17 protein-coding genes and 1 pseudogene are annotated in these 19,277 nt (G+C 66.5%); 11 read left to right on the plus strand and 7 right to left on the minus strand.

Annotation, left to right across the window (positions count from 1 at the left end; translation table 11 throughout):
• Window positions 1-44 precede the first annotated feature (44 nt).
• From BTHE68_RS17320 to BTHE68_RS17330, 3 genes are all read right to left on the minus strand, one after another.
• Complete coding sequence (locus BTHE68_RS17320; RefSeq protein ID WP_061174852.1) at window positions 45-344, minus strand: hypothetical protein; 300 nt, start codon at window positions 342-344, stop codon at window positions 45-47.
• 339 nt (window positions 345-683) lie between these two features.
• The gene (locus BTHE68_RS17325; protein WP_162067536.1) at window positions 684-1,142 is read right to left on the minus strand and encodes a DUF4399 domain-containing protein; all 459 of its coding nucleotides are present in this window, start codon (window positions 1,140-1,142) and stop codon (window positions 684-686) included.
• A gap of 36 nt (window positions 1,143-1,178) precedes the next feature.
• Entirely contained in the window at window positions 1,179-1,616 is a 438-nt protein-coding gene (locus BTHE68_RS17330; RefSeq protein WP_061174854.1) for a DUF4399 domain-containing protein, read from the minus strand.
• A 343-nt stretch (window positions 1,617-1,959) separates the two neighbouring features.
• Here BTHE68_RS17330 and BTHE68_RS17335 point away from each other — a divergent pair, with 343 nt between their 5' ends.
• Complete coding sequence (locus BTHE68_RS17335) at window positions 1,960-3,897, plus strand: SUMF1/EgtB/PvdO family nonheme iron enzyme (protein WP_174258062.1); 1,938 nt, start codon at window positions 1,960-1,962, stop codon at window positions 3,895-3,897.
• Between the two features lie 4 nt (window positions 3,898-3,901).
• Here the strand turns inward: BTHE68_RS17335 and BTHE68_RS17340 are convergent.
• Window positions 3,902-5,772, minus strand: a pseudogene (locus BTHE68_RS17340) (DUF3857 domain-containing transglutaminase family protein).
• Between the two features lie 208 nt (window positions 5,773-5,980).
• Between BTHE68_RS17340 and BTHE68_RS17345 the strand changes: the two are divergent.
• From BTHE68_RS17345 to BTHE68_RS17355, 3 genes are read left to right on the plus strand one after another with little or no spacing between them, the layout of a single operon-like run.
• Entirely contained in the window at window positions 5,981-7,135 is a 1,155-nt protein-coding gene (locus tag BTHE68_RS17345; protein WP_162067538.1) for an HPP family protein, read from the plus strand.
• 25 nt (window positions 7,136-7,160) lie between these two features.
• Window positions 7,161-7,571 carry a MarR family winged helix-turn-helix transcriptional regulator gene (locus BTHE68_RS17350; RefSeq protein WP_162067539.1) on the plus strand — a complete coding sequence of 137 codons (411 nt, stop codon included), beginning with the start codon at window positions 7,161-7,163 and terminating at the stop codon, window positions 7,569-7,571.
• Between the two features lie 19 nt (window positions 7,572-7,590).
• The gene (locus BTHE68_RS17355) at window positions 7,591-9,360 is read left to right on the plus strand and encodes a chloride channel protein (RefSeq protein WP_502710591.1); all 1,770 of its coding nucleotides are present in this window, start codon (window positions 7,591-7,593) and stop codon (window positions 9,358-9,360) included.
• Here BTHE68_RS17355 and BTHE68_RS17360 read toward each other — a convergent pair.
• The gene (locus BTHE68_RS17360; protein WP_162067540.1) at window positions 9,320-10,576 is read right to left on the minus strand and encodes a glycosyltransferase family 9 protein; all 1,257 of its coding nucleotides are present in this window, start codon (window positions 10,574-10,576) and stop codon (window positions 9,320-9,322) included. The genes BTHE68_RS17355 and BTHE68_RS17360 overlap by 41 nt on opposite strands.
• A 211-nt stretch (window positions 10,577-10,787) precedes the next feature.
• On the opposite strand from BTHE68_RS17360, the gene BTHE68_RS17365 reads away from it, so the two are divergent.
• The 5 genes from BTHE68_RS17365 (at window position 10,788) to acuI (ending at window position 14,077) form a co-directional block, all read left to right on the plus strand.
• Window positions 10,788-11,693: an aldo/keto reductase gene (locus BTHE68_RS17365; protein WP_162067541.1), complete on the plus strand. Its 906-nt coding sequence runs from the start codon at window positions 10,788-10,790 to the stop codon at window positions 11,691-11,693.
• 10 nt (window positions 11,694-11,703) lie between these two features.
• Window positions 11,704-12,126, plus strand: coding sequence for a DUF1810 domain-containing protein (locus BTHE68_RS17370; protein WP_162067542.1), 423 nt, complete (start codon window positions 11,704-11,706; stop codon window positions 12,124-12,126).
• Window positions 12,127-12,179: 53 nt separating this feature from the next.
• A complete protein-coding gene (locus BTHE68_RS17375) occupies window positions 12,180-12,395 on the plus strand; it encodes a hypervirulence associated TUDOR domain-containing protein (protein WP_162067543.1) in 216 nt (71 codons plus the stop codon).
• Window positions 12,396-12,574: 179 nt separating this feature from the next.
• Window positions 12,575-13,012 (plus strand): PRC-barrel domain containing protein, encoded by a 438-nt coding sequence (locus BTHE68_RS17380; RefSeq protein ID WP_061174863.1) that lies wholly within the window; start codon window positions 12,575-12,577, stop codon window positions 13,010-13,012.
• A 72-nt stretch (window positions 13,013-13,084) separates the two neighbouring features.
• On the plus strand, window positions 13,085-14,077 hold the full coding sequence (gene acuI / locus BTHE68_RS17385; RefSeq protein WP_162067544.1) for an acrylyl-CoA reductase (NADPH): 993 nt from the start codon (window positions 13,085-13,087) through the stop codon (window positions 14,075-14,077).
• Between the two features lie 7 nt (window positions 14,078-14,084).
• On the opposite strand, the gene BTHE68_RS17390 is transcribed toward acuI, so the two are convergent.
• Window positions 14,085-15,767: a methyl-accepting chemotaxis protein gene (locus tag BTHE68_RS17390; protein ID WP_162067545.1), complete on the minus strand. Its 1,683-nt coding sequence runs from the start codon at window positions 15,765-15,767 to the stop codon at window positions 14,085-14,087.
• A gap of 180 nt (window positions 15,768-15,947) precedes the next feature.
• Between BTHE68_RS17390 and BTHE68_RS17395 the strand changes: the two genes are divergently transcribed.
• Window positions 15,948-17,243, plus strand: a complete 1,296-nt coding sequence (locus tag BTHE68_RS17395) for an aminotransferase class V-fold PLP-dependent enzyme (RefSeq protein WP_232078017.1) — start codon at window positions 15,948-15,950, stop codon at window positions 17,241-17,243.
• Window positions 17,244-17,249: 6 nt separating this feature from the next.
• Here the strand turns inward: BTHE68_RS17395 and BTHE68_RS17400 are convergent, their stop codons facing one another.
• Window positions 17,250-18,128, minus strand: a complete 879-nt coding sequence (locus tag BTHE68_RS17400; RefSeq protein ID WP_162068237.1) for an NAD-dependent protein deacetylase — start codon at window positions 18,126-18,128, stop codon at window positions 17,250-17,252.
• A 135-nt stretch (window positions 18,129-18,263) separates the two neighbouring features.
• Here BTHE68_RS17400 and BTHE68_RS17405 point away from each other — a divergent pair, with 135 nt between their 5' ends.
• Window positions 18,264-19,274, plus strand: coding sequence for a zinc-binding alcohol dehydrogenase family protein (locus BTHE68_RS17405; RefSeq protein ID WP_162067546.1), 1,011 nt, complete (start codon window positions 18,264-18,266; stop codon window positions 19,272-19,274).
• Window positions 19,275-19,277: the final 3 nt, after the last annotated feature.

Consider the following 19,277-nt stretch of genomic DNA (forward strand, 5'->3'; position numbering starts at 1 on the left):
GCTTTACTGCGTCGGCGCGCCGTTCATTCCGCGCGCCGATCGCTTCATGCGAGATTGCCCGCCAAGCCGAAGTTGACGTTGGCGATGTTGCGCGCGTCCTGCTTCGGCGCCACCGTGGATTGCGACTTGAGCGCCTCGGCGAACGCGATGTTGCTACCGTTCTGGTTGAACGTGGTCTGCGTCTGGTTGATGATCTGCTGCGGGTTGAACGGCATCGAGAGCGTCGCCCCGTCCATCGAGATGAAGCCGGGGAACAGCACGGCACTGCCTCCGTGCACGGCCGACATCGCACGGCGGTCGAGTTCGGTGGTGACGGGAAGGTCCTTGATGGTCAGCGTCTTCATTTCCGTGCTCCTTGGGTGCGCATCGCGCATTCGGTGGTGGCTTCGACAACTTGTCTGCTTGCAACCATTCAATGCATAGGGTGTGCCAACCGCGTCACGCACCTGCTGTTTTTCGTGTCCGCCCTTACTGCATATGGCTCTCGGCGGTACCTGAAATTTCTTGCCGTAACCATCGTGATGTCGCTCGACCAACACTTCGGACTCCGACTGTCGGTTTCGTTGCGACATCTCCCGACGACGCGCAGACGAACGTCTCCCTCCGCGTTACGCACGCGGAATCGAAGTCGATGAAGGAAACCGGGAAAGGCGCCGCTCGGCCTGCTCCAGCAGCGCCCAAACTTACTTGACGTAAATCGTGATCTTCCTGGAATACACCGGCGGGTTATGCGGTATGTGCTTGTCGTCGCCCATCAGAAGCTGAATCGTGTGCTTGCCCGGCGGCAGTTCGAGCATCGTTTCGGTTTCGCCGGCGCCGTAGTGCAGGTGATTGCGATCCGATGGAATCTCCTGATCCATCGGCGGCAGGTCCACGTCGATCAACAAATGATGATGCCCCGTGTTCGGAAACTTCACCCCGCGCGGCGCGACGCCCATGTAGCGCAGCCCGAACCAGACCTTGAACGGCTTGCCCGCAGGCAGGGTCTGGCCATCGTTCGGATAGCCGATATAGGCGTAAGCGTTGGCGGGCGCGGGCGTCGGCCCGGCGAACGCGCAAGGCGCGACGCACGCCGTCGCCAGCGCGGCGGCGACGAGGAGCGAACGCGAGAGCGCGAGCGCGTCAGCGGATCGATTCTTCATGTCGTATGCCCTCGGCAAATGCGCGGGTTTCGCGGGTCATTTCACAGTGATCGTGATCTTCTTCGAATAGACCGGCGGATCGTGCGGAACGTGGTTGTAGTCGCCCAACAGCAACTGCAGCGTGTGTTTGCCCGGCGGCAGTTCGAGCCGCGCATCGGTTTCGCCCGCGCCGTAGTGCAGATGATTGCGATCGGACGGAATCTCCTGATCGAGCGGCGGCAAGTCCACGTCGATCAGAAGATGGTGATGCCCCACGTTCGGCAGATCGACGCCCTTTGGACAGATGCCCATGTTGCGCAAGCCCATGCGAACCCACAGCTTGCCGCCGGAGATCACGGCGCCGTCGGGCGGCCAGATGATGTACGCCTCGGCGTTCGGCGGCGCGGGCGTGCGTGCACGCGCGGCGGAGAACGACGAATCGGCGGCCAGTGCGGCCAGGGAAGCCAGCGCGCCAAGCACGGTTCTTCTCAGCATGTTATGCACGCCTCTCTCGTTGAAAGGGCTCGCGGATGGGCCAGCGAAATTGCGCCTCGAAACGCGCGAACGCTCGTGCCCGGAGCGGGATGTATCGCGTGATGCATCGTCTTCGGCTTTTAGATTAGGACGTAACGTTTAAAAAAGATACGTACACAGGAGGGTCGTTCGTCCCTCATGACGAACCCCTTCTTTCAGGGGATTCAGGCTGCGCGCGAGCGCGTGCTATCGTTGTTGGTGCTGATTCACGAGGGCGCGGACCTCGCCCGAAGCAAGCCTCGGCATACCAGCGCGAATGCGCCGCTATGCCCTCCACTCAAAGCCGGACGGACAGGGTGTGAATATGTGGCGAACTCTACTCATCGCGGGCGTGTTCATGACGATCGGCGGCGTGTTTGCGCCAGCGAGCGCGGCGCCCTCTTCAATTGCGTCCCTGGCCTCGCCGGCCGCGCAAGCGCCGAAACATCGCGCGCTCGTGATCGGCAATGCTGATTACGCCGAGCATCCCCTCAGAAGCGCATCGCGCGATGCCGATGACATGAGCGCGGCGCTCGCCTCGCTCGGTTTCGACGTCACCCGCCGCACGAATCTCGATGAAGCCGCGATGCGGCAAACGCTCGATGCGTTCACGGCGCGTCTGGGCCCGCACGATACGGCTCTCGTCTATTTCGCCGGTCACGGCGTGCAGGCGGGCGGCGACGCGCTGCTCGTGCCGCTCGATGCACGCGAGCGCGAGCCCGTGGCGCTCGTGCGCGACGCGCTTTCCGCGAAAGAGATCGTCGAACGCATGACGCGCGCGCGGCCCGGCGCGGCGAATATCGTCGTGCTGGATATGTGCCTCACCGATCCGTTCGGGAAAACGAGCATGGGGTCGTGGCCGCTGCCGCCGCGCACGCTCGTCGCGTATGCGGCCGCGCCGGGCGATGCCGCCACCGAAGGCGAGCGCAACGGGCGCTACACGGCGGCGCTTTTGCGCGCGCTCGACGCAGGCTCGCCGCTGACATCCGCGACCTTCGCCACCGCCGCATCCGATGTCGCGGCGACATCGCGTGGCGCACAACGGCCGTGGCTCGCATCGACGCTCGATACAGACTTCGCGATCGCCGATGCGTCGGCGCGCATGCACATCGCCGGTACGGACGCGAACGCCATCGATCCGACCGAATCCGCCAGCGCCATCCGCACGCGCGGCATCCTTCCGAAAGACAGCAACGAGCAGTACGAACTGACCTTCTGGGATTCGATCAAGGACAGCACCTTCCCCAGCGACTACGAGGCTTATCTGAAGTCCTATCCGAACGGCCGTTTCGCGGCGCTCGCCAAGGCGCGCATCGAGCGCCTGCGCGCGTCGGGAGCGGCGACCGCCAAGCCGGCCGCATCGGCGCCATCGGCACCGCCAGCGGCGACGGCCACGCCTGCCGCACCGACGCCGAAGCCGCCGCCAGTCACCGCCGCAGCACCGGAGAAACCGCGCCCGAGCGCACCGGCCGCGCCCGCCGCCGCCGCGCCCGCGGCACCGGCCGCCGCAGCCGCGAAGCCCGCCGCGAAAACCGCGAGCGGCGGCGAACTGAAGGATTGTCCGTCGTGCCCCGTGCTGATTCCGCTTTCGCCCGGCAGCTTCACGATGGGCAGCAACAACGACGATCCCGCCGAGAAGCCGCCGCATCGCGTGTCGATCGGGCATCCGTTCGCCATCGGCAAATACGAGGTGACCTTCGAGCAATGGAACGCGTGCGTCGATGCGGGCGCCTGCACACGCATCGCGCCGGAAGGCGACACGGCCCCGCCCGCCAATGCGCCGATGCGCAACGTGAGCTGGGACGACGCGCAGGTCTACGTCAAATGGCTGAGCAAGGTGGGCGGCAAGGCGTATCGGCTGCCGACGGAAGCGGAATGGGAATATGCCGCGCGCGGCGGCACGCAGTCGACCTACTGGTGGGGCGACCAGATGAAAAAAGGCACGGCGGACTGCAAGGACTGCGGCGATCCGTACAAGCCCGAAGCGCCGACGCCGGTCGGGTCGTTCGCGGCGAATCCGTACGGTCTCTACGACATGAACGGCAGTGTGTGGGAATGGGTCGCCGACTGCTGGCATAGCTCGTACAAGAACGGGCCCGCCGATGGCCGCGCGTGGGACGATCCCTCGTGCTCCGTGCGCGTGATTCGCGGCGGCTCGTGGCGCGAAGGCGCGGCCTACATGCAATCGGCGACGCGCTTCAAATACAGTTCGAGCGTGCGGCAGTCGCAGAACGGTTTCCGGGTCGCGCGCGATCTGGAGTGAGCCGCTAGCGGCCGGCCGCCTTCACGATGATCTGCGCCTGCGTGTCGCGTTCGATCGTCTTCAGCGCGGCCGACGCCGCCCGGAAGTCGTCGGGTGTGCAGACCTGCTTGCCGAAGCGCGCATCCAGCGTGCGCGAAATCTGGATGACATTGGTCGACGGATCGAACAGATAGCGCGCGCGATAGCGAAAGAACCCGCTCGTCAGGTCGACATCATCCGGGACTTCGGCCACGCGCATCGTCTTTGGCAGCGTGATCTGCGACACCTCGTCGAACGCGCCGCCGATGCACAGATACGGCTGCGTGCGCGTGCGCTCGGCGAGCCAGTTGCGCGTTTGCGTCGCGATGCCGCCCGACAGGCTCGTCAGCGCGGGCAGCGCGGTCGTGCCCGTCGGCCAGACGATGTCGTCGAGCGTGCCGCGCAAGGTGGTCGCGAACGGGCCGCCGGTCGCATCGACATCGCTCGTGGTCAGCGCGCCCGCGCCGCGCAGATTCGTGAAGCGCAGCCGGTCCGCCGCGATCTGGTCGCGCCGCTGCCCGTTCGCGGCCCGCAGCGTCATCCGCTCGATTTCCGCGCTCCAGCCCGCATCCTCGACCCAGTAGGCAAAGTGCGCCTCGCCTTGCGGCGCGACCTCGATCTGCAGGCGCGCCGTGCGCGCGAGCGGCTGCGTCGCGGGCGTGCGCGCAAGCGTGCCGCTCGTCACGAGCAGCGCGGGCCGGTCCATGTCCGCGAGCGGCAGAAAGCCGAACTCGACGCTCGCCGCCGTGCTGTCCGCATACACGTTCAGATCCGGCAGCCAGGTGATGACGTGATTGATCGCGCCCGACCCGTAGCCCGGCACCGACGGCAGCGTATAGACCGAGCCCAGGCCGATCAGCGCGGGCTCGTTGCGGATGCCGACGGCATCGAGCAGCGCGCCATACAGCGCGACGTGATCCTTGCAGTCGCCGTAGCGGTTCGCGAGCACGTCCGTCACGCGATGCGGCACCGCTGGACTCTGCCCGATGAACATCGCGACATAGCGGATCGTGTGACGCACCCAGTCGTACAGCGTTCTGGCTTTCGCGCGGTCGTCGGCGTCGTGCTGGGTGAGCGACTGCGCGAGCGCGCGAATCGCGGGATCGCTCGCGCCCGGATCGGCGGCGGCGTCGCGGTAACTTTTCGCGAAGCTCGCGTAGTCGGCGAAGGTCGTGACCATCAGGCGATCGCCGTACTGCGCGTAACCGACCGAGCCGCCTTCGATGCGCGCGATCCGCTCGCGCCGGTACACGAACGCGTAGCGCGTGCGCCCGTTCTCCGTCACGGGCGGTTCGGCGACATAGCCGCGCGCGTCGGCATACAGCGGTTTGTCGGCCGGCAGATCGAACACGAGCCGCTGCTGCAACACCGGCCGCTGCCCCGGATCGACGAAATAGTTGAACTGTCCCGGAATCACCGCCGCCGCCTGGCTCTTGCGAAAGCGCAGATGCACGGTCGATCCGGCGCCCACGGCCGGAAAGATCACCGCGCGCAGTTTGGCGTCCTGAAAGGTCGGCGCGCCCGCCGAGCGCGGCTCCTGAATGTCGCGGATCTGGTCCGCGGAGACATCGTGGCGCACCCGTTCGCATCGACGGTAAAAGCCTCGACGATATCCACCTGCGACACGCTCTTGTCATACCAGACATAGCGCTGTGCGATTTCGTCGACGCCCGCGGCGGTGTTGGCGCGCAGCACGGCGATGTCGTCTTCGGTGAGCGAGCCGTCGGCCGCGACGACGAATTCGTGGACGTCGCTGACGACAGTCGACGGATCGTCGTCCGGCGCCGCGACGGCGCACGACCACGCGCACGCGCCGACGATGACGCACGCCAGACGGGAGGTGAAGCGACGAGCCATGTCGAGGTGTCCGCGCCGCATGAGTGAAAGCTCATCGTACAGGAGGACGTCGCCGCCGCGCACGGCCGTCCCGCCGCGACTCGACGAAGCACGCGACAATTTGTATCATATTGCGATACAATTTTGAGATTGACGCACGCTTGCGCCCGCGCCACCGATCCGGCCAGCCAGTGTGATCCCTCCACAGACTCCACCGGAACGCTGAAAAGTGTCGCGTAACGCATTGCTTCGCTGGCTGCATGGCTTTCTTCCCGCTCCCGTCAACCTGCGCTGGGTGGAACGTCTGCGCGCGGGTCTCGGCGCGCTGATCGGCATTGCGCTGACGGGCGGGGTCGCGCATCTGCTCGTCGGCGATGCCGCGGCCATACCGTTTCTCATCGCGCCGATGGGCGCTTCCGCCGTGCTGCTCTTCGCCGTGCCCGCGAGTCCGCTGGCGCAGCCGTGGTCGATCATCGGCGGCAACATCGTGTCGGCGACGGTCGGCGTCACCTGCGCGATGTTCGTCCACGATCCCGTCGATGCCGCCGCGCTCGCCGCCTGCCTCGCGATCTGCGCGATGTTCGCGCTGCGCTGCGTGCACCCGCCGTCCGGCGCGGTCGCGCTGACGGCCGTGCTCGGCGGACCGTCGATCCACGCGCTCGGCTACGGCTTCGTGCTCGCGCCAGTGGCGATCCAGTCGCTGGCGCTGCTTTCGTCGGCGGTCGTGTTTCACTCGCTCACTGGCCATCGCTATCCGCACGGCCACGCCGCGCCGAAGCCCGCCGCCGCGCCGCCCGACGCCGCATCGTTCACGCGCGCCGATCTCGAAGCGGTGCTCGCGCGCCGCAGCGAAATGCTCGACGTCGATCCCGACGATCTCGAAGCGCTGCTGCGCGAAACGCAGTTGCAGGCCTACGCGCGCCGCTTCACGGAGTTCACCTGCGCGGACATCATGTCGCGCACGGTCGTCTCGGTGACGCCGCAGACCAGCGCGCGGGCCGCGCTCGCGCTCCTCGACCGGCATCAGGTGAAAGCGCTGCCGGTGATCGACGCGACGCACCGCGTATGCGGCATCGTCACGCGCGCGGACCTCGCGCCGGTGCGTCGCGGCGGCTTCGCCGAGGGCATGAAGCACGCGATCGAGCGGCTGATGCGCGGCCCGTCGGACGCACCGCCGCTCGTCGCCGCGCTGATGACGACGGACGTCTGCTCCGTGAAGACGGACACCGCCATCGCCGAACTGGTGCCGATGTTCGCGCACTTCGGGCACCACCATATTCCGGTGATCGGCCCGCACGATCAGCTCGTGGGCATGATCACCGAGACCGATCTGATTTCCGGCCTGTATCGACAATCGTTCGCGGGCGAGCGCAAAAGCGCCTGATCCGCGTCGCCCCTCACGACATCCGATGAACCACCCGCGCACGCTCAACAAGCCGGACTTCGAGCAGTTGTCCGAATTCCGTTATCAGATGCGGCGCTTCGAGCGCTTCTCCGAGCGCGCCGCGCAGGACGAAGGCATCACGCCGCTGCAATACCTGCTGCTACTGCACATCAAGGGCTATCCGGGCCGCGACTGGGCGACGGTCGGCGAACTGGCCGAGCGGCTGCAATCGCATCACCACGGCGTCGTGGCGCTGGTCACGCGCTGCGAGACGGCCGGCCTCGTGCGGCGCGCGCCGAGCGAAGACGATCGACGCCAGGTGCGGGTGCATCTCGAACCGCGCGGCGAAGACGTTCTCGAACGCCTTGCCGCGCTGCATCGCGCGGAGCTGAAGTCGCTCGAAGGCGCGTTCCGCGTGCCGCAAATCGATCTTTGAATTTCCGGGAGCACTGACCATGGACCATCACAAACGCGACTTTTCGGTCAACGACCGGCTGCTGAAGATATGCGGGCTCGCCGCCATCATCGGCGGGGTCAGCACGCTGGCGGCCGTCGTGCTTCTCGGGCTCATCCATCTGTTCACGAACCTGTTCTTCTTCGGCACGTTCTCCATCGAGGACCGCTCGCCCGCGCTCAACACACTCGGGGCCTGGGTCATCGTGATTCCGGTGATCGGCGGCCTGATCGTCGGGTTGATGGCGCGTTTCGGCTCGGAAAAGATTCGCGGCCACGGCATTCCCGAGGCGATCGAGGCGATCCTGTTCGGCAAGAGCCGCATGTCGCCGAAGGTGGCGATTCTCAAGCCGCTGTCGTCGGGCATCGTGATCGGCAGCGGCGGGCCGTTCGGCGCGGAAGGGCCGATCATCATGACCGGCGGCGCGCTCGGCTCGCTGATCGCGCAGTGCATCGACGTGACGGCCGCCGAGCGCAAGACGCTGCTCGTCGCGGGCGCGGCGGCGGGCATGACCGCCGTGTTCGGCACGCCGGTCGCGGCGGTGCTGCTGGCGGTGGAACTGCTGCTGTTCGAATGGCGGCCGCGCAGTTTCCTGCCGGTGGCGCTCGCGTGCGCGGTCGCGGGTTTCGCGCGCGCGGCGGTGTTCGGTACGGGCGCGCTGTTTCCGCTCGAAACGCAGCCGCCGCAGATGATTTCGCTGCTGTCGTGCCTCGTCGCCGGGCTGCTGTCGGGCGCGCTGGCGTCGGGCTTGTCGGCGGCGCTCTACAAGCTGGAGGATCTGTTCGGCAAGCTGCCGATCCACTGGATGTGGTGGCCGGCGCTCGGCGCGGTGGTCGTCGGCATCGGCGGGTATATCGAGCCGCGCGCGCTCGGCGTCGGCTATGACGTGATCGGCGATCTGCTGCATCAGCACATCGCGATTCAGGTGGCGCTGTCGATTCTCGCCGTGAAGGCCGTGATCTGGGTGGTCGCGCTCGCCTCCGGCACCTCGGGCGGCGTTCTCGCGCCGCTACTGATGCTCGGCGCGGGCCTCGGCACCGCGCTCGGCGCGATCCTGCCGGGCCACGATGCCGCGCTCTGGCCGCTCGTGTGCATGGCCGCGACGCTCGGCGCGACGCTCGGTGCGCCGCTGACCGCGATCGTCTTCGCGTTCGGCCTCACGCACGATGCGAACGCGCTCTTGCCGCTGCTCGCCGCGACGCTCGTCGCGCATGGCTTCGCGACCGTCGTGATGAAGCGCTCGATCATGACGGAAAAGATCGCGCGGCGCGGCTATCACATCTATCGCGAATACGGCGTGGACCCGCTGGAGCGCCATCATGTCGATGAAGTCATGACGCGCGACGTGCTGACGATCGACGCCGCCACGCCTCTGACCGACGTCCTCGCGCGGCACTTCGGGCCGCATCAGGCGCACCGGGCGTATCCGGTGGTGCGTGACGGCGTGCTCGTCGGCGTGCTGGATCGTGCGATGCTGGGGACGTTGATGGAGCGCGAGGCGAACGTGGCGGTCGGTGAGGCATTGCAGCGGCTCCGGCCGGACGCGCCGGTCTTCGCGCTGCCGGGCGAACCGTGCCGGCTCGCCGCGACGCGCCTGGCCGTGCATGAACTGGAGCGCCTGCCGGTGGTCGCGAACAGGCAGTCGCTGCGGCTCGTCGGCATCGTGTCGCGCAGTGATCTCGTGAAGCCCGCGCGCAAGCACTTCGACGAGGAACATCAGCGCGAACGCTTCAGGGGTTTTCGACGGGCGCCTGCGTTGAGAAAGCACTGAGGTCGGCCTGCAGGTCGGCGAGCGGCTGCGTCCAGTCGCCGAGTTCGGTCTGACGGTACAGTCGCATCGACGGATACCACGGCGTGAAGCGCTGGCAATCGAGCCAGCGTGAATCGCAAGCCTGCGACAACAGCAACCACACCGGGCGATTCAGCGCGCCGGCGAGATGCGCGGTGCCCGTGTCGATGGTGATGAGCAGATCGAGCTGTTCGAGCACGCGGGCGGTGTCGCCGAAGGTCGAAAGATGCGGCGCCATGTCGATGACGGCGTGGCGTTGCATGACGGCGCGTGTGTCTTCGCTGATTTCTCCGACCTGCAACGAATAGAAGCGGCACGCACGATTGGCAAGCACCGGTTCCAGCCGCTCCAGCGAAATCGACCGATACGGCTCGTGACGCACGCCGCTCGCGCTCGTCCAGACGAGACCGATTTTCGGACGCCGGGAGTCGGCGTACAGCAGCGCGCTCGCCGCGTCGGACAAGGTTTTGGCCGGATCGATGGCGATGCGCGCGCCCGGTTTCTCCGCAGGAAAATACGGCGAGCGTTGATATCGCGCGTAAAGACTGAAGCCGAAGGTGACGCGATCGCAGCGCTCGAGTTCGGCATTGCGCTGCTCCTCCGTCGCCATCGACAGCGTCACAGCGTCGCTCTGGCGGACGATCTCGTTCCATCCCGGGAACTGCTCCAGGACCACCTCGCGCGCGCCTTCGCGAAGCAGGACATCGACGTAGCGCGAGAACTGCACGAAGTCGCCGAAACCGCCTTCGCAAGCGATGAATATGCGCTTGCCCGCGACGGGTTCGTCCATGCCGAGGAGTTTTTGCGACAGTGCGGCCCGCCAAGCGGAATGACTTGCCAGAATGAGTTGATGGAAGGCGTCAGCGTGCGCCGGGCCGCGAATCACGCGGTATCGCTCGTTCGCTTCGTGAAACTTGCCGAGGATGAATTGCACGATCGCGAGTTCTTCGGAGAGGATGTAGCGATCGAGGTTATTCATCGACTCGTCCGCCAGCGCGCGTTTCAGATGCTTCTCCGCTTCGGCGTGCAGGCCGGCAAAGCTCAGGTCGATGCCAAGCTGGCCGATCCAGCAGCCGGGATCTTCGGACGCGGACAATCGTTTCCCAAGGGCCCGGGCCTCGCCTGCGCGGCCGGCCAGCCGGAGCGCGCGCATCAGTTCCAGCGGCGGCATGTTTTGCAGATCATTTGGCTGGGCCATGACGGATGGTGGTTGTCTGAGAGGTCTGGCGAAGGCTGGATATGCTACTTCCTCACTGCGTCCAAAAACGCAAAAAAGCGTAACTTCAAGGTAGACGCAGTTGCCCGGACATAGACGGACTTTGCGTCATCGTGCATTTCGGGGAGAGAAAGAATCGAACCGACGGTTACGCTTCGAGGAGCTGACAAATGGCCTTTCGCCCGCACCGCCCATGATCACCCGCCGCGACTTCCTCCGCCTCGCCGCAGCCGCGCTCGCCACGCAGGCCGCGCAAGCCGCCGAACCGCCCTCGCAAGCCATGCACAAACGCCCCATTCCCTCGACGAACGAGCCCTTGCCCGTCGTCGGCTGCGGCACCTGGCGCACCTTCGACGTCGACGATGACCCCGCGCGCCGCCGCGAGCTCGCCGAAGTCCTGCGCGTGCTGTTCGCCGCGGGCGGCTCGGTGATCGATTCATCGCCGATGTACGGCTCGTCGGAAGCGGTGGCGGGCGCGCTGCTCGCCGCATCGCATACGCGCGACAAGGCGTTCATCGCCACCAAGGTCTGGACCGATGGCCGCGCCGCCGGCATCGCGCAGATGGAGCAGTCGATGCGCCTGTGGCAGACCGGTCGCATCGACCTGATGCAGATTCACAACCTGCTCGACTGGCGCACGCAACTCGCCACCCTGCGCGACTGGAAAGCCGCCGGCAAAGTGCGCTACATCGGCGTGACGCATTACACGTCGAGCGCGTTTCCTCAGGTCGAAGCGGTGCTGCGTTCCGAGCGCGTCGATTTCGTGCAGATCAACTACGCCGCCAACGATCGCGATGCCGAAGCGCGCCTTCTGCCGCTCGCCGCCGAACGCGGCGTCGCGGTCATCGTGAACCAGCCGTTCGGCGGCGGCTCGCTGCTCGCGAGCCTGCGCAACCGCCCGGTGCCCGCGTTCGCGGGGGAGTTAGGCTGCACGACATGGGCACAGCTTCTGCTCAAGTTCGTGTTGGGCAACCCGGCCGTGACCTGCGTGATCCCCGGCACGGGGCGGCCCGAATACATGATCGACAACGCGCGCGCGGGCATCGGCGTCTATCCGGATGCGGCGATGAGACAACGCATCGCCGACGCGGTCGCGTAAGGAGCAAACCATGAGCGATCCCTACGACCTTCAGCGCTTCGTCGACGCACAGGAAAGCGTCATCGACGAGGTGCGCGCCGAACTTCGCGCCGGCCGCAAGCGCACGCACTGGATGTGGTTCGTGTTCCCGCAGATCGCCGGTCTCGGGCACAGCGCGATGGCGCAGCACTACGCGATTTCATCGCCCGACGAAGCGCGGGCCTATCTGGCGCATCCGGTGCTGGGCGCACGGCTCGTCGAGCTGACGCGCATCGTCGATGGCTTGCAGGGGCGCAGTGTCGGCGAGATCTTCGGCTATCCGGACGACATGAAATTTCATTCGTCGATGACACTTTTCGCGCATATCGCCGATGCGCCGGACGTGTTCCACGACGCGCTGCGCCACTACTTCGCAGGCCGGCCCGACGACGCGACGCTCGCGCGCCTGCGCTGACGGGCATGACGGTTGCGCTTCGCTGTGATCATATGTCACGGGAGCCGAACGCCATGAGCAAACCATTCAAGCTGCGCGATCACGTCCGCTGGAACACGCCGCAAGGCGAGACGACGGGACATATCGTGCGGATCGTCACCGAGCGCATGACGCTCGACGGACACACCGTCAACGCGTCGCGCGACGATCCGCACTACGAAGTCGAAAGCGACAAGACCGGCAAGCGCGCCGTGCACAAGGCCGATGCGCTCACGCGTCTATCTCACTGAATTCAGTATCGAATTCAACTTCGCCGCGCGCCGCACGTTCGCACTTTTATAGTGCGCGCGGCGCAAGCTTTCACCGCTCCTGCAAAGAAACCGATTAACGTTCAAACTTCTACCGCGCTGGAAGCTTGAATCGCGCACGTCCATTGAAACAGTCTGCCCATCCTTTGAGGAAACCAAGAATGAAATCGAAGCTCGTGGCACTGCTCGTTGCATCGTCGGCACTCGGCCTGACTTCCACGGCATCCTACGCCCAGGTCGCGGGCGCGCAGCCGCTCGGGGTGACGGTCGAAGTCTCGACCGCCATCATCGACGGCTGGAGCGTCAAGAAATCCGTCCTCAACAAGCCTGTCGTGAACGAACAGGGAGAGCGCGTCGGCGTGATCAACGACATCATCGTCGCGCCCGACAAGTCAGTTTCGTTCGCGATCATCGCGGCGAACAAGTTCCTGGGCGTCGCGCGTCACGATGTCGCGATTCCAATCGAGCAACTGGATGTGAAGGACGGCAAGTTCGTGCTCGCGGGCGCGACCAAGGACGCCATCAAGGCGCTGCCCGAGTTTCAGTACAACAAGGTGAAGGCGACGCCCAAGCCGCGCGCGGAATTCGAGCATCATTGATGCGTCATCCGACATAAACCAGGGCGGCCGCGCGCCGCCCTTTTTTTCATCCTTTCCGCCCGGGAGCACGCGATGTTCAACGCCCTCATGCTCGACAAACAGGACGATCGCACCGTCGCGTCCATTCAGTCGATCGACGAATCCCGGCTCGCCTCACCCGGCGATGGCGACGTGCTCGTGCGCGTCGACTTCTCGACGCTCAACTACAAAGACGGACTCGCGATCACGGGCAAGATCCCGGTCGTGCGCATGTGGCCGATGGTGCCGGGCATCGACTTCGCGGGCGTCGTCGAAACGAGTTCGCACCCGGATTACCAGCCCGGCGACAAGGTCGTGCTGAACGGCTGGGGCGCGGGCGAAACGCATTGGGGCGGGCTCGCGCAGAAGGCGCGCGTGCCGGGCGATCATTTGATCGCGCTGCCCGCGAACATCACGACACGCCAGGCGATGGCCGTCGGCACGGCGGGCTACACGGCGATGCTGTGTGTGCAGGCGCTGGAAAAACACGGCGTCGCGGCGACCGACGGCGACGTCCTCGTGACGGGTGCGAACGGCGGCGTCGGCAGCTTCGCGGTCGCGATTCTGGCGAAGCGCGGCTATCGCGTGATTGCGTCGACCGGTCGCCCCGAGGAAGCCGCGCGGCTGCGCGAGCTGGGCGCGGCGGACATCGTCGAGCGCGCGACGCTGTCCGAGCCGGGCAAGCCGCTGCAGAAGGAACGCTGGGCGGCGGCGGTCGATTGCGTCGGCAGCCACACGCTCGCCAATGTCTGCGCGAGCCTTCGCTACGGCGGCGCGGTGGCCGCGTGCGGCCTCGCGCAAGGCATGGATCTGCCCGCCACGGTCGCGCCGTTCATCCTGCGCGGCGTCGCGTTGCTGGGCGTGGACAGCGTCTACGTGCCGCGCGAGCGGCGTATCGCGGCGTGGCAGGCGATCGCGGACGAAGTGCCGGTCGCGACCATCGAAAGCGTCGCGACGACCATCGCGCTCGCCGATGCGCCCGAAGCCGCCGCGCGTCTGCTGCGCGGCGAAATCAAGGGGCGCGTGATCGTGGATGTGAACGCGTAGACGCGCGTCAGAAGGTGCTCCAGCCGTCGCCGCCGGCGACCTTCGCCGTCTGAACCTGAACCCGCGCCACGCGAGGCGCGGCCTTCGGGCGCGGCGCGGCCGGAGCGTGCGCGGTGAACGCAGCCGCCGCGCCCTGCACCGTGAAGAACGCCACCGCTTCGTTGAGCCTGCGTCCCTGCTCTTCGAGCGAGGTGGCCGCCGCCGCCGCTTCCTCGACCAGCGCCGCGTTCTGCTGCGTGACTTCGTCCATCTGCGTGATTGCCTGATTCACCTGCTCGATGCCGCGTCCCTGTTCCACCGACGCCGCCGCGATCTCCTCCATGATGTCCGTCACACGCGCGACGGCCTGCGTGACTTCGGCCATCGTCGTGCCCGCTTCGCCCGCCAGCACGGAGCCGTCGCGCACCTTGGCGGTCGAATCGGCGATCAGTTCCTTGATTTCCTTGGCCGCCGTCGACGAGCGCTGCGCGAGGCTGCGCACTTCGCTCGCGACGACCGCGAAGCCGCGGCCCTGCTCGCCCGCGCGCGCTGCCTCGACCGCCGCGTTGAGCGCGAGGATATTCGTCTGGAACGCGATACCTTCGATGATCCCGGTGATCTCGGCGATCTTGCCGGAGCTGTCGCTGATGCCGTTCATCGTCTCGACGACGCGGCCCACCACATCGCTGCCCTTCTTCGCGATATCCGACGCATTCGATGCGAGCGTACTCGCCTGCTGCGCGTTCTCGGCGTTCTGACGCACCGTGGACGTCAGTTCTTCCATGCTCGCCGCCGTTTCCTGCAAAGACGCCGCCTGTTCTTCGGTGCGCTGGCTCAGATCGGTATTGCCGGTCGCGAGCTCCTTCGCCGCGCCGCCGACCGCGCCGCTGCTTTCGCGCACGCGGCTGACGGTTTCGGTGAGGCGCGTGTTCATGGTGGCGAGCGCGCGCAGCAGGTCGCCGGTTTCGTCCGCCGTTTCCGCGACGATGTGGCTCGTCAGATCGCCACGCGCCACGGTCTGCGCGATGCCGACCGCCTCGCCGATCGGCGTCGTGATCGAGCGCGTGATCGCGATGCCCGCGCCCACCGCGAACAGCGCGGCAGCCGCGCACAGCGCGATCAGCACGTTGCGCTGCATCTCGTAGTTCGCCTCGTAGTCGCGCACGATCTCGTCGCGGCGCGTGGCGGTGTAGCTGGCGTAATCATCGGTGGCCTTGACCAGTTGCGCGAGCAGCGGACGGCACTCTTCGTCCATTCTGACGATCGCCTCGTCGCGCTTGCCCGCGAGCGCGAGCCCGACGATGCCCGTCGCGACGGGCCCGTACAGCGTCTCCACGCGCGCCATCTCGGCGACCAGGCTACGAGCCTTCTCGCTGGTGTCGGTCGCGTTGGCGACCATGTCCTTCAATTGCCGCAGGCGCGCCTGCACGTCCTCGTGCGCGCGGGTGACGTCGGCTTTTTCGAGTTCGAGGTCGGCGGGCTTCGTGACGAGCACGAGATTGCGCGCCGCGATCGCCCGCCGGTCGACGGCGGTGCGGATCTGCCCGGCGACATCGGCGCGGGCGTTGATGCCGTGGACATAGCGGACGAAGCCGTCCGTCGCGTTGGACAACGCGCGCAGCGACATGCCTGCGACCAGCACGACCAGTACGGCGAGAATGCCGAATCCCGCGATCAGCTTGTTTTTGATCGTGATGTTCTTGAGGTTCATGTTTTGGGTTCTCTCAGTGGTCCATTCATGGGACATACGGCGCCGTTTCCGCGTGTATGACGCGGCGCTCTTCTTGCTGATTACGGCGAGCCGCTTCGGGTCCTGAAGGGAAAAGATGCAAATAGTCTGCACTTTGTCCACGCCGATCGGTAATCCCGTTACCATGCACGACGGACCCTGTTGAGTAAGCATTACCTTTCTCTTGCCCATTCGATCCCGATGCCCGATTTCCTCGCCTACCGCACACCCGAATTCGAAGCCGCGCTTGCAACATTGCCGCCCACGCCGACGACCGCACTCGCCACCGACGAGCCTTACTGGGCGGCGGTGCGCGGCCTGTGGCGCCACTCGGACGCGCTGATCAATCTGGAGAACGGCTTCTGGGGCGCGATGACCGAGCCGGTGAAGGCGATGTTCCATCACTGGACCGAGCGCGTGAACCACGAGACGACTCTGCTGATCCGCCCGCATCTGATGACGCTGTATCAGGGCCTGCGCGAGCGCGTCGCGAAGGAAATGGGCTGCGCGGTCGAGGAAATCGAGCTGACGCGCAACGCGACCGAAGCGCTGCTCGCGCTGATCAGCGGCTACAACCGCCTCGCGCCGGGCGACTCGGTGCTCTACAGCGATCTCGATTACCCGTGCGGCAAGGACGCGATGGAATGGCTGCGCGAGCGGCGCGGCGTCACGCCCGTGCGTCTGACGATGCCCGAGCCCGCGACGCGCGAAGCGGTTCTCGAAACCTACGCGCGTGCGCTGCGCGAGCATCCGCGCACGCGGCTCGTGCTGCTCTCGCATGTGTGCTTCGCGACGGGCCTCGTCATGCCGGTCGCCGAACTGTCGGCGATGGCGAAGGCAGCGGGCGCGGACGTGATCGTCGATGCCGCGCATTCGTGGGGCCAACTGGATTTCGACATGCCCGACCTGCACGCGCCGTTCGCCGCGCTCAACCTGCACAAGTGGATCGGCGCGCCGCTCGGCTGCGGCGCGATCTACATCCGCAAGGGAGATCTCGCGTCGATCGATCCGTATCTCGGCGACCGCACCTGGCCCGCCGACGATATCCGCGCGCGCGTGCACACCGGTTCGCCGAACTTCGCCGCGTGGTTCACGCTGCCCGCCGCGCTGGATGTGCACGGCGCAATCGGGGCGAAGGCGAAGGAAGCGCGCCTGCGGGCATTGCGCGATGCGTGGGCGGAGCCCGCGCGCGCGCTGCCCGGCGTGCAGATCATGACGCCGGCCGACCCGACGATGAGCGCCGGCATCACCGCCTTCCGGCTCAACGGACACGCGACCAGGGCGGGCTGCGACGCGATCGTGGCCGCATTGCGCGATCGCTTCGGCGTGTTCACGGTGACGCGTCCCGGTCCCGACGCAGGCGAAGTCGTGCGCGTGACGCCCGCGCTGTTCTCGCGCATGTCGGACGCGCAGCGGCTGCTCGAAGGCATCGCGACGCTGTCGCGCGAGCTGAAGTAGTAGCGGCTAACCCGCGACCGGCCGCGCGTCGAGACGCTCGATCAGGCCTTCGAGCGCCGTCGAACATGGCGCTTCGACTTTGAGCGCAAGCAGCGCGTCGGCGCGTGTCTTGCCGATGTTGATCGCCGCGATCGGCTTGCCGCTCTTCGCCGCCCACTCGCAGAAGCGGTAGCCCGAGTACACCATCAGCGACGAGCCGACGACCAGCATCGCGTCGGCGGCTTCGAGCGAGCGCGCCGCGTCGTCGACGAGCGCGCGCGGCACGCTCTCGCCGAAGAACACCACGTCGGGCTTGAGCACGCCGCCGCAGCGCGTGCAGCCTGGCACATCGAACGCGGCGAAATCGAGATCCTCGATGTGCGCGTCGCCGTCCGGCACGGCGGGCGCCGTGTAGCCGACGAAGTCCGGATTCGCCGCTTCCAGCAGACGTTGCACCGCCGCGCGCGTATGACGCTCGCCGCATTCGATGCAGCGCACCCGGCCGATATTGCCGTGCAGCTCGATCACATCGGGATTGCCCGCGCGCGTGTGCAGCCCATCGACATTCTGCGTAACGAGCCGATGCACCCGCGAGCGCGCCGCCAGCGCCCGCAACGCGTGATGCGCGCCGTTCGGCTCGGCTTTGGCGACCACCGGCCAGCCGATCAGACTGCGCGCCCAGTATCGCCGCCGCGCATAGTCCGAACCGAGAAAATCCTTCAGCAGAATGGGCGCGCGGCCCGTGCGCTCGCCTTCGCGGTCGCGATAACAGGGAATGCCCGACTCCGTGCTGATGCCCGCGCCCGAGAGCACGAACAGCCGCGGATGCCGCTCGACGAATTCATGAAGCTGCTGCACGTGCCGTCCTTTTTTCGCGTTTTGCGGGGTTCGCTCTCGTGGAAATATAAGGCGAAACCGCGCGCGCCGCTGACCGCGCCTCTGGCCTTACCACTTTCATGTTATTTAAATTGGCTTGACCAAATACGCTGGCATCGTTAGATTGTTGGACGCCCCACTCCAACGACTCCACGAGACAAGAGCATGCTGACCGTCATTTGCGAAACGCCCGGAACCCTGAAAGCCGAACAGCGCGAGAAGCCGCAGCGCGGCGACAACGAAGTGCTGTTGCGCGTGAAGCGCGTCGGCGTGTGCGGCACCGATCTGCACATCTTCACCGGCAATCAGCCGTATCTGTCGTATCCGCGCGTGATGGGCCACGAACTCTCCGGCGTGATCGAGGAAGCGGACCCGGCGAGCGGCCTGAAGGCGGGCGACACGGTCTACGTGATGCCCTATCTCTCGTGCGGCAAGTGCATCGCGTGCCGTCAGGGCAAGACCAATTGCTGCGTGAATATCCAGGTGCTCGGCGTGCATCGCGACGGCGCGTTCACGGAATATCTGAATCTGCCCGCGCAGTTCGTTCACAAAGCCGAGGGCGTCACGCTCGATCAGGCCGCGATGATCGAATTCCTCGCGATCGGCGCGCACGCCGTGCGCCGCGCGGACGTGAAGCCGGGCCAGCGCGTGCTGGTCGTCGGCACGGGTCCGATCGGCATGGCGGCCATCACGTTCTCGCGCCTGCGCGGGGCGAACGTCACCGCGCTCGACACGCGCGAAGACCGCCTCGCGTTCTGCAAGCGCGAACTGAAAGTGGACGCGACCGTGCAGATCGGCGAGCACGACAAGGAAACCTTGTCGACGCTCACGAACGGCGAATTTTTCGATGTGGTGTTCGACGCGACCGGCAACTCGCGCGCGATGGAACGCGGCTTCGAGTTCATCGCGCACGGCGGGAAGTATGTGCTGGTGTCGATCGTGCCGGACCGCATCTCGTTCGCCGATCCGGAGTTCCACAAGCGCGAAGCGACGCTGCTCGCCAGCCGCAACGCGACGCCCGAGGACTTCGAGACCGTGCTCGCCGCGATGCGAAAAGGCGAAGTCCCGACCGATGCGCTCAATACGCATCGTCTGACGCTCGCCGACGTGCCCGAGCGATTCTCGTCGCTGCTCGATCCGAAGGCGGGCGTCGTGAAGGCGATCGTCGAGTGCTGATGG

The sequence above is a fragment of the Burkholderia sp. THE68 genome, assembly GCF_009938265.1.
Classification (GTDB): domain Bacteria; phylum Pseudomonadota; class Gammaproteobacteria; order Burkholderiales; family Burkholderiaceae; genus Caballeronia.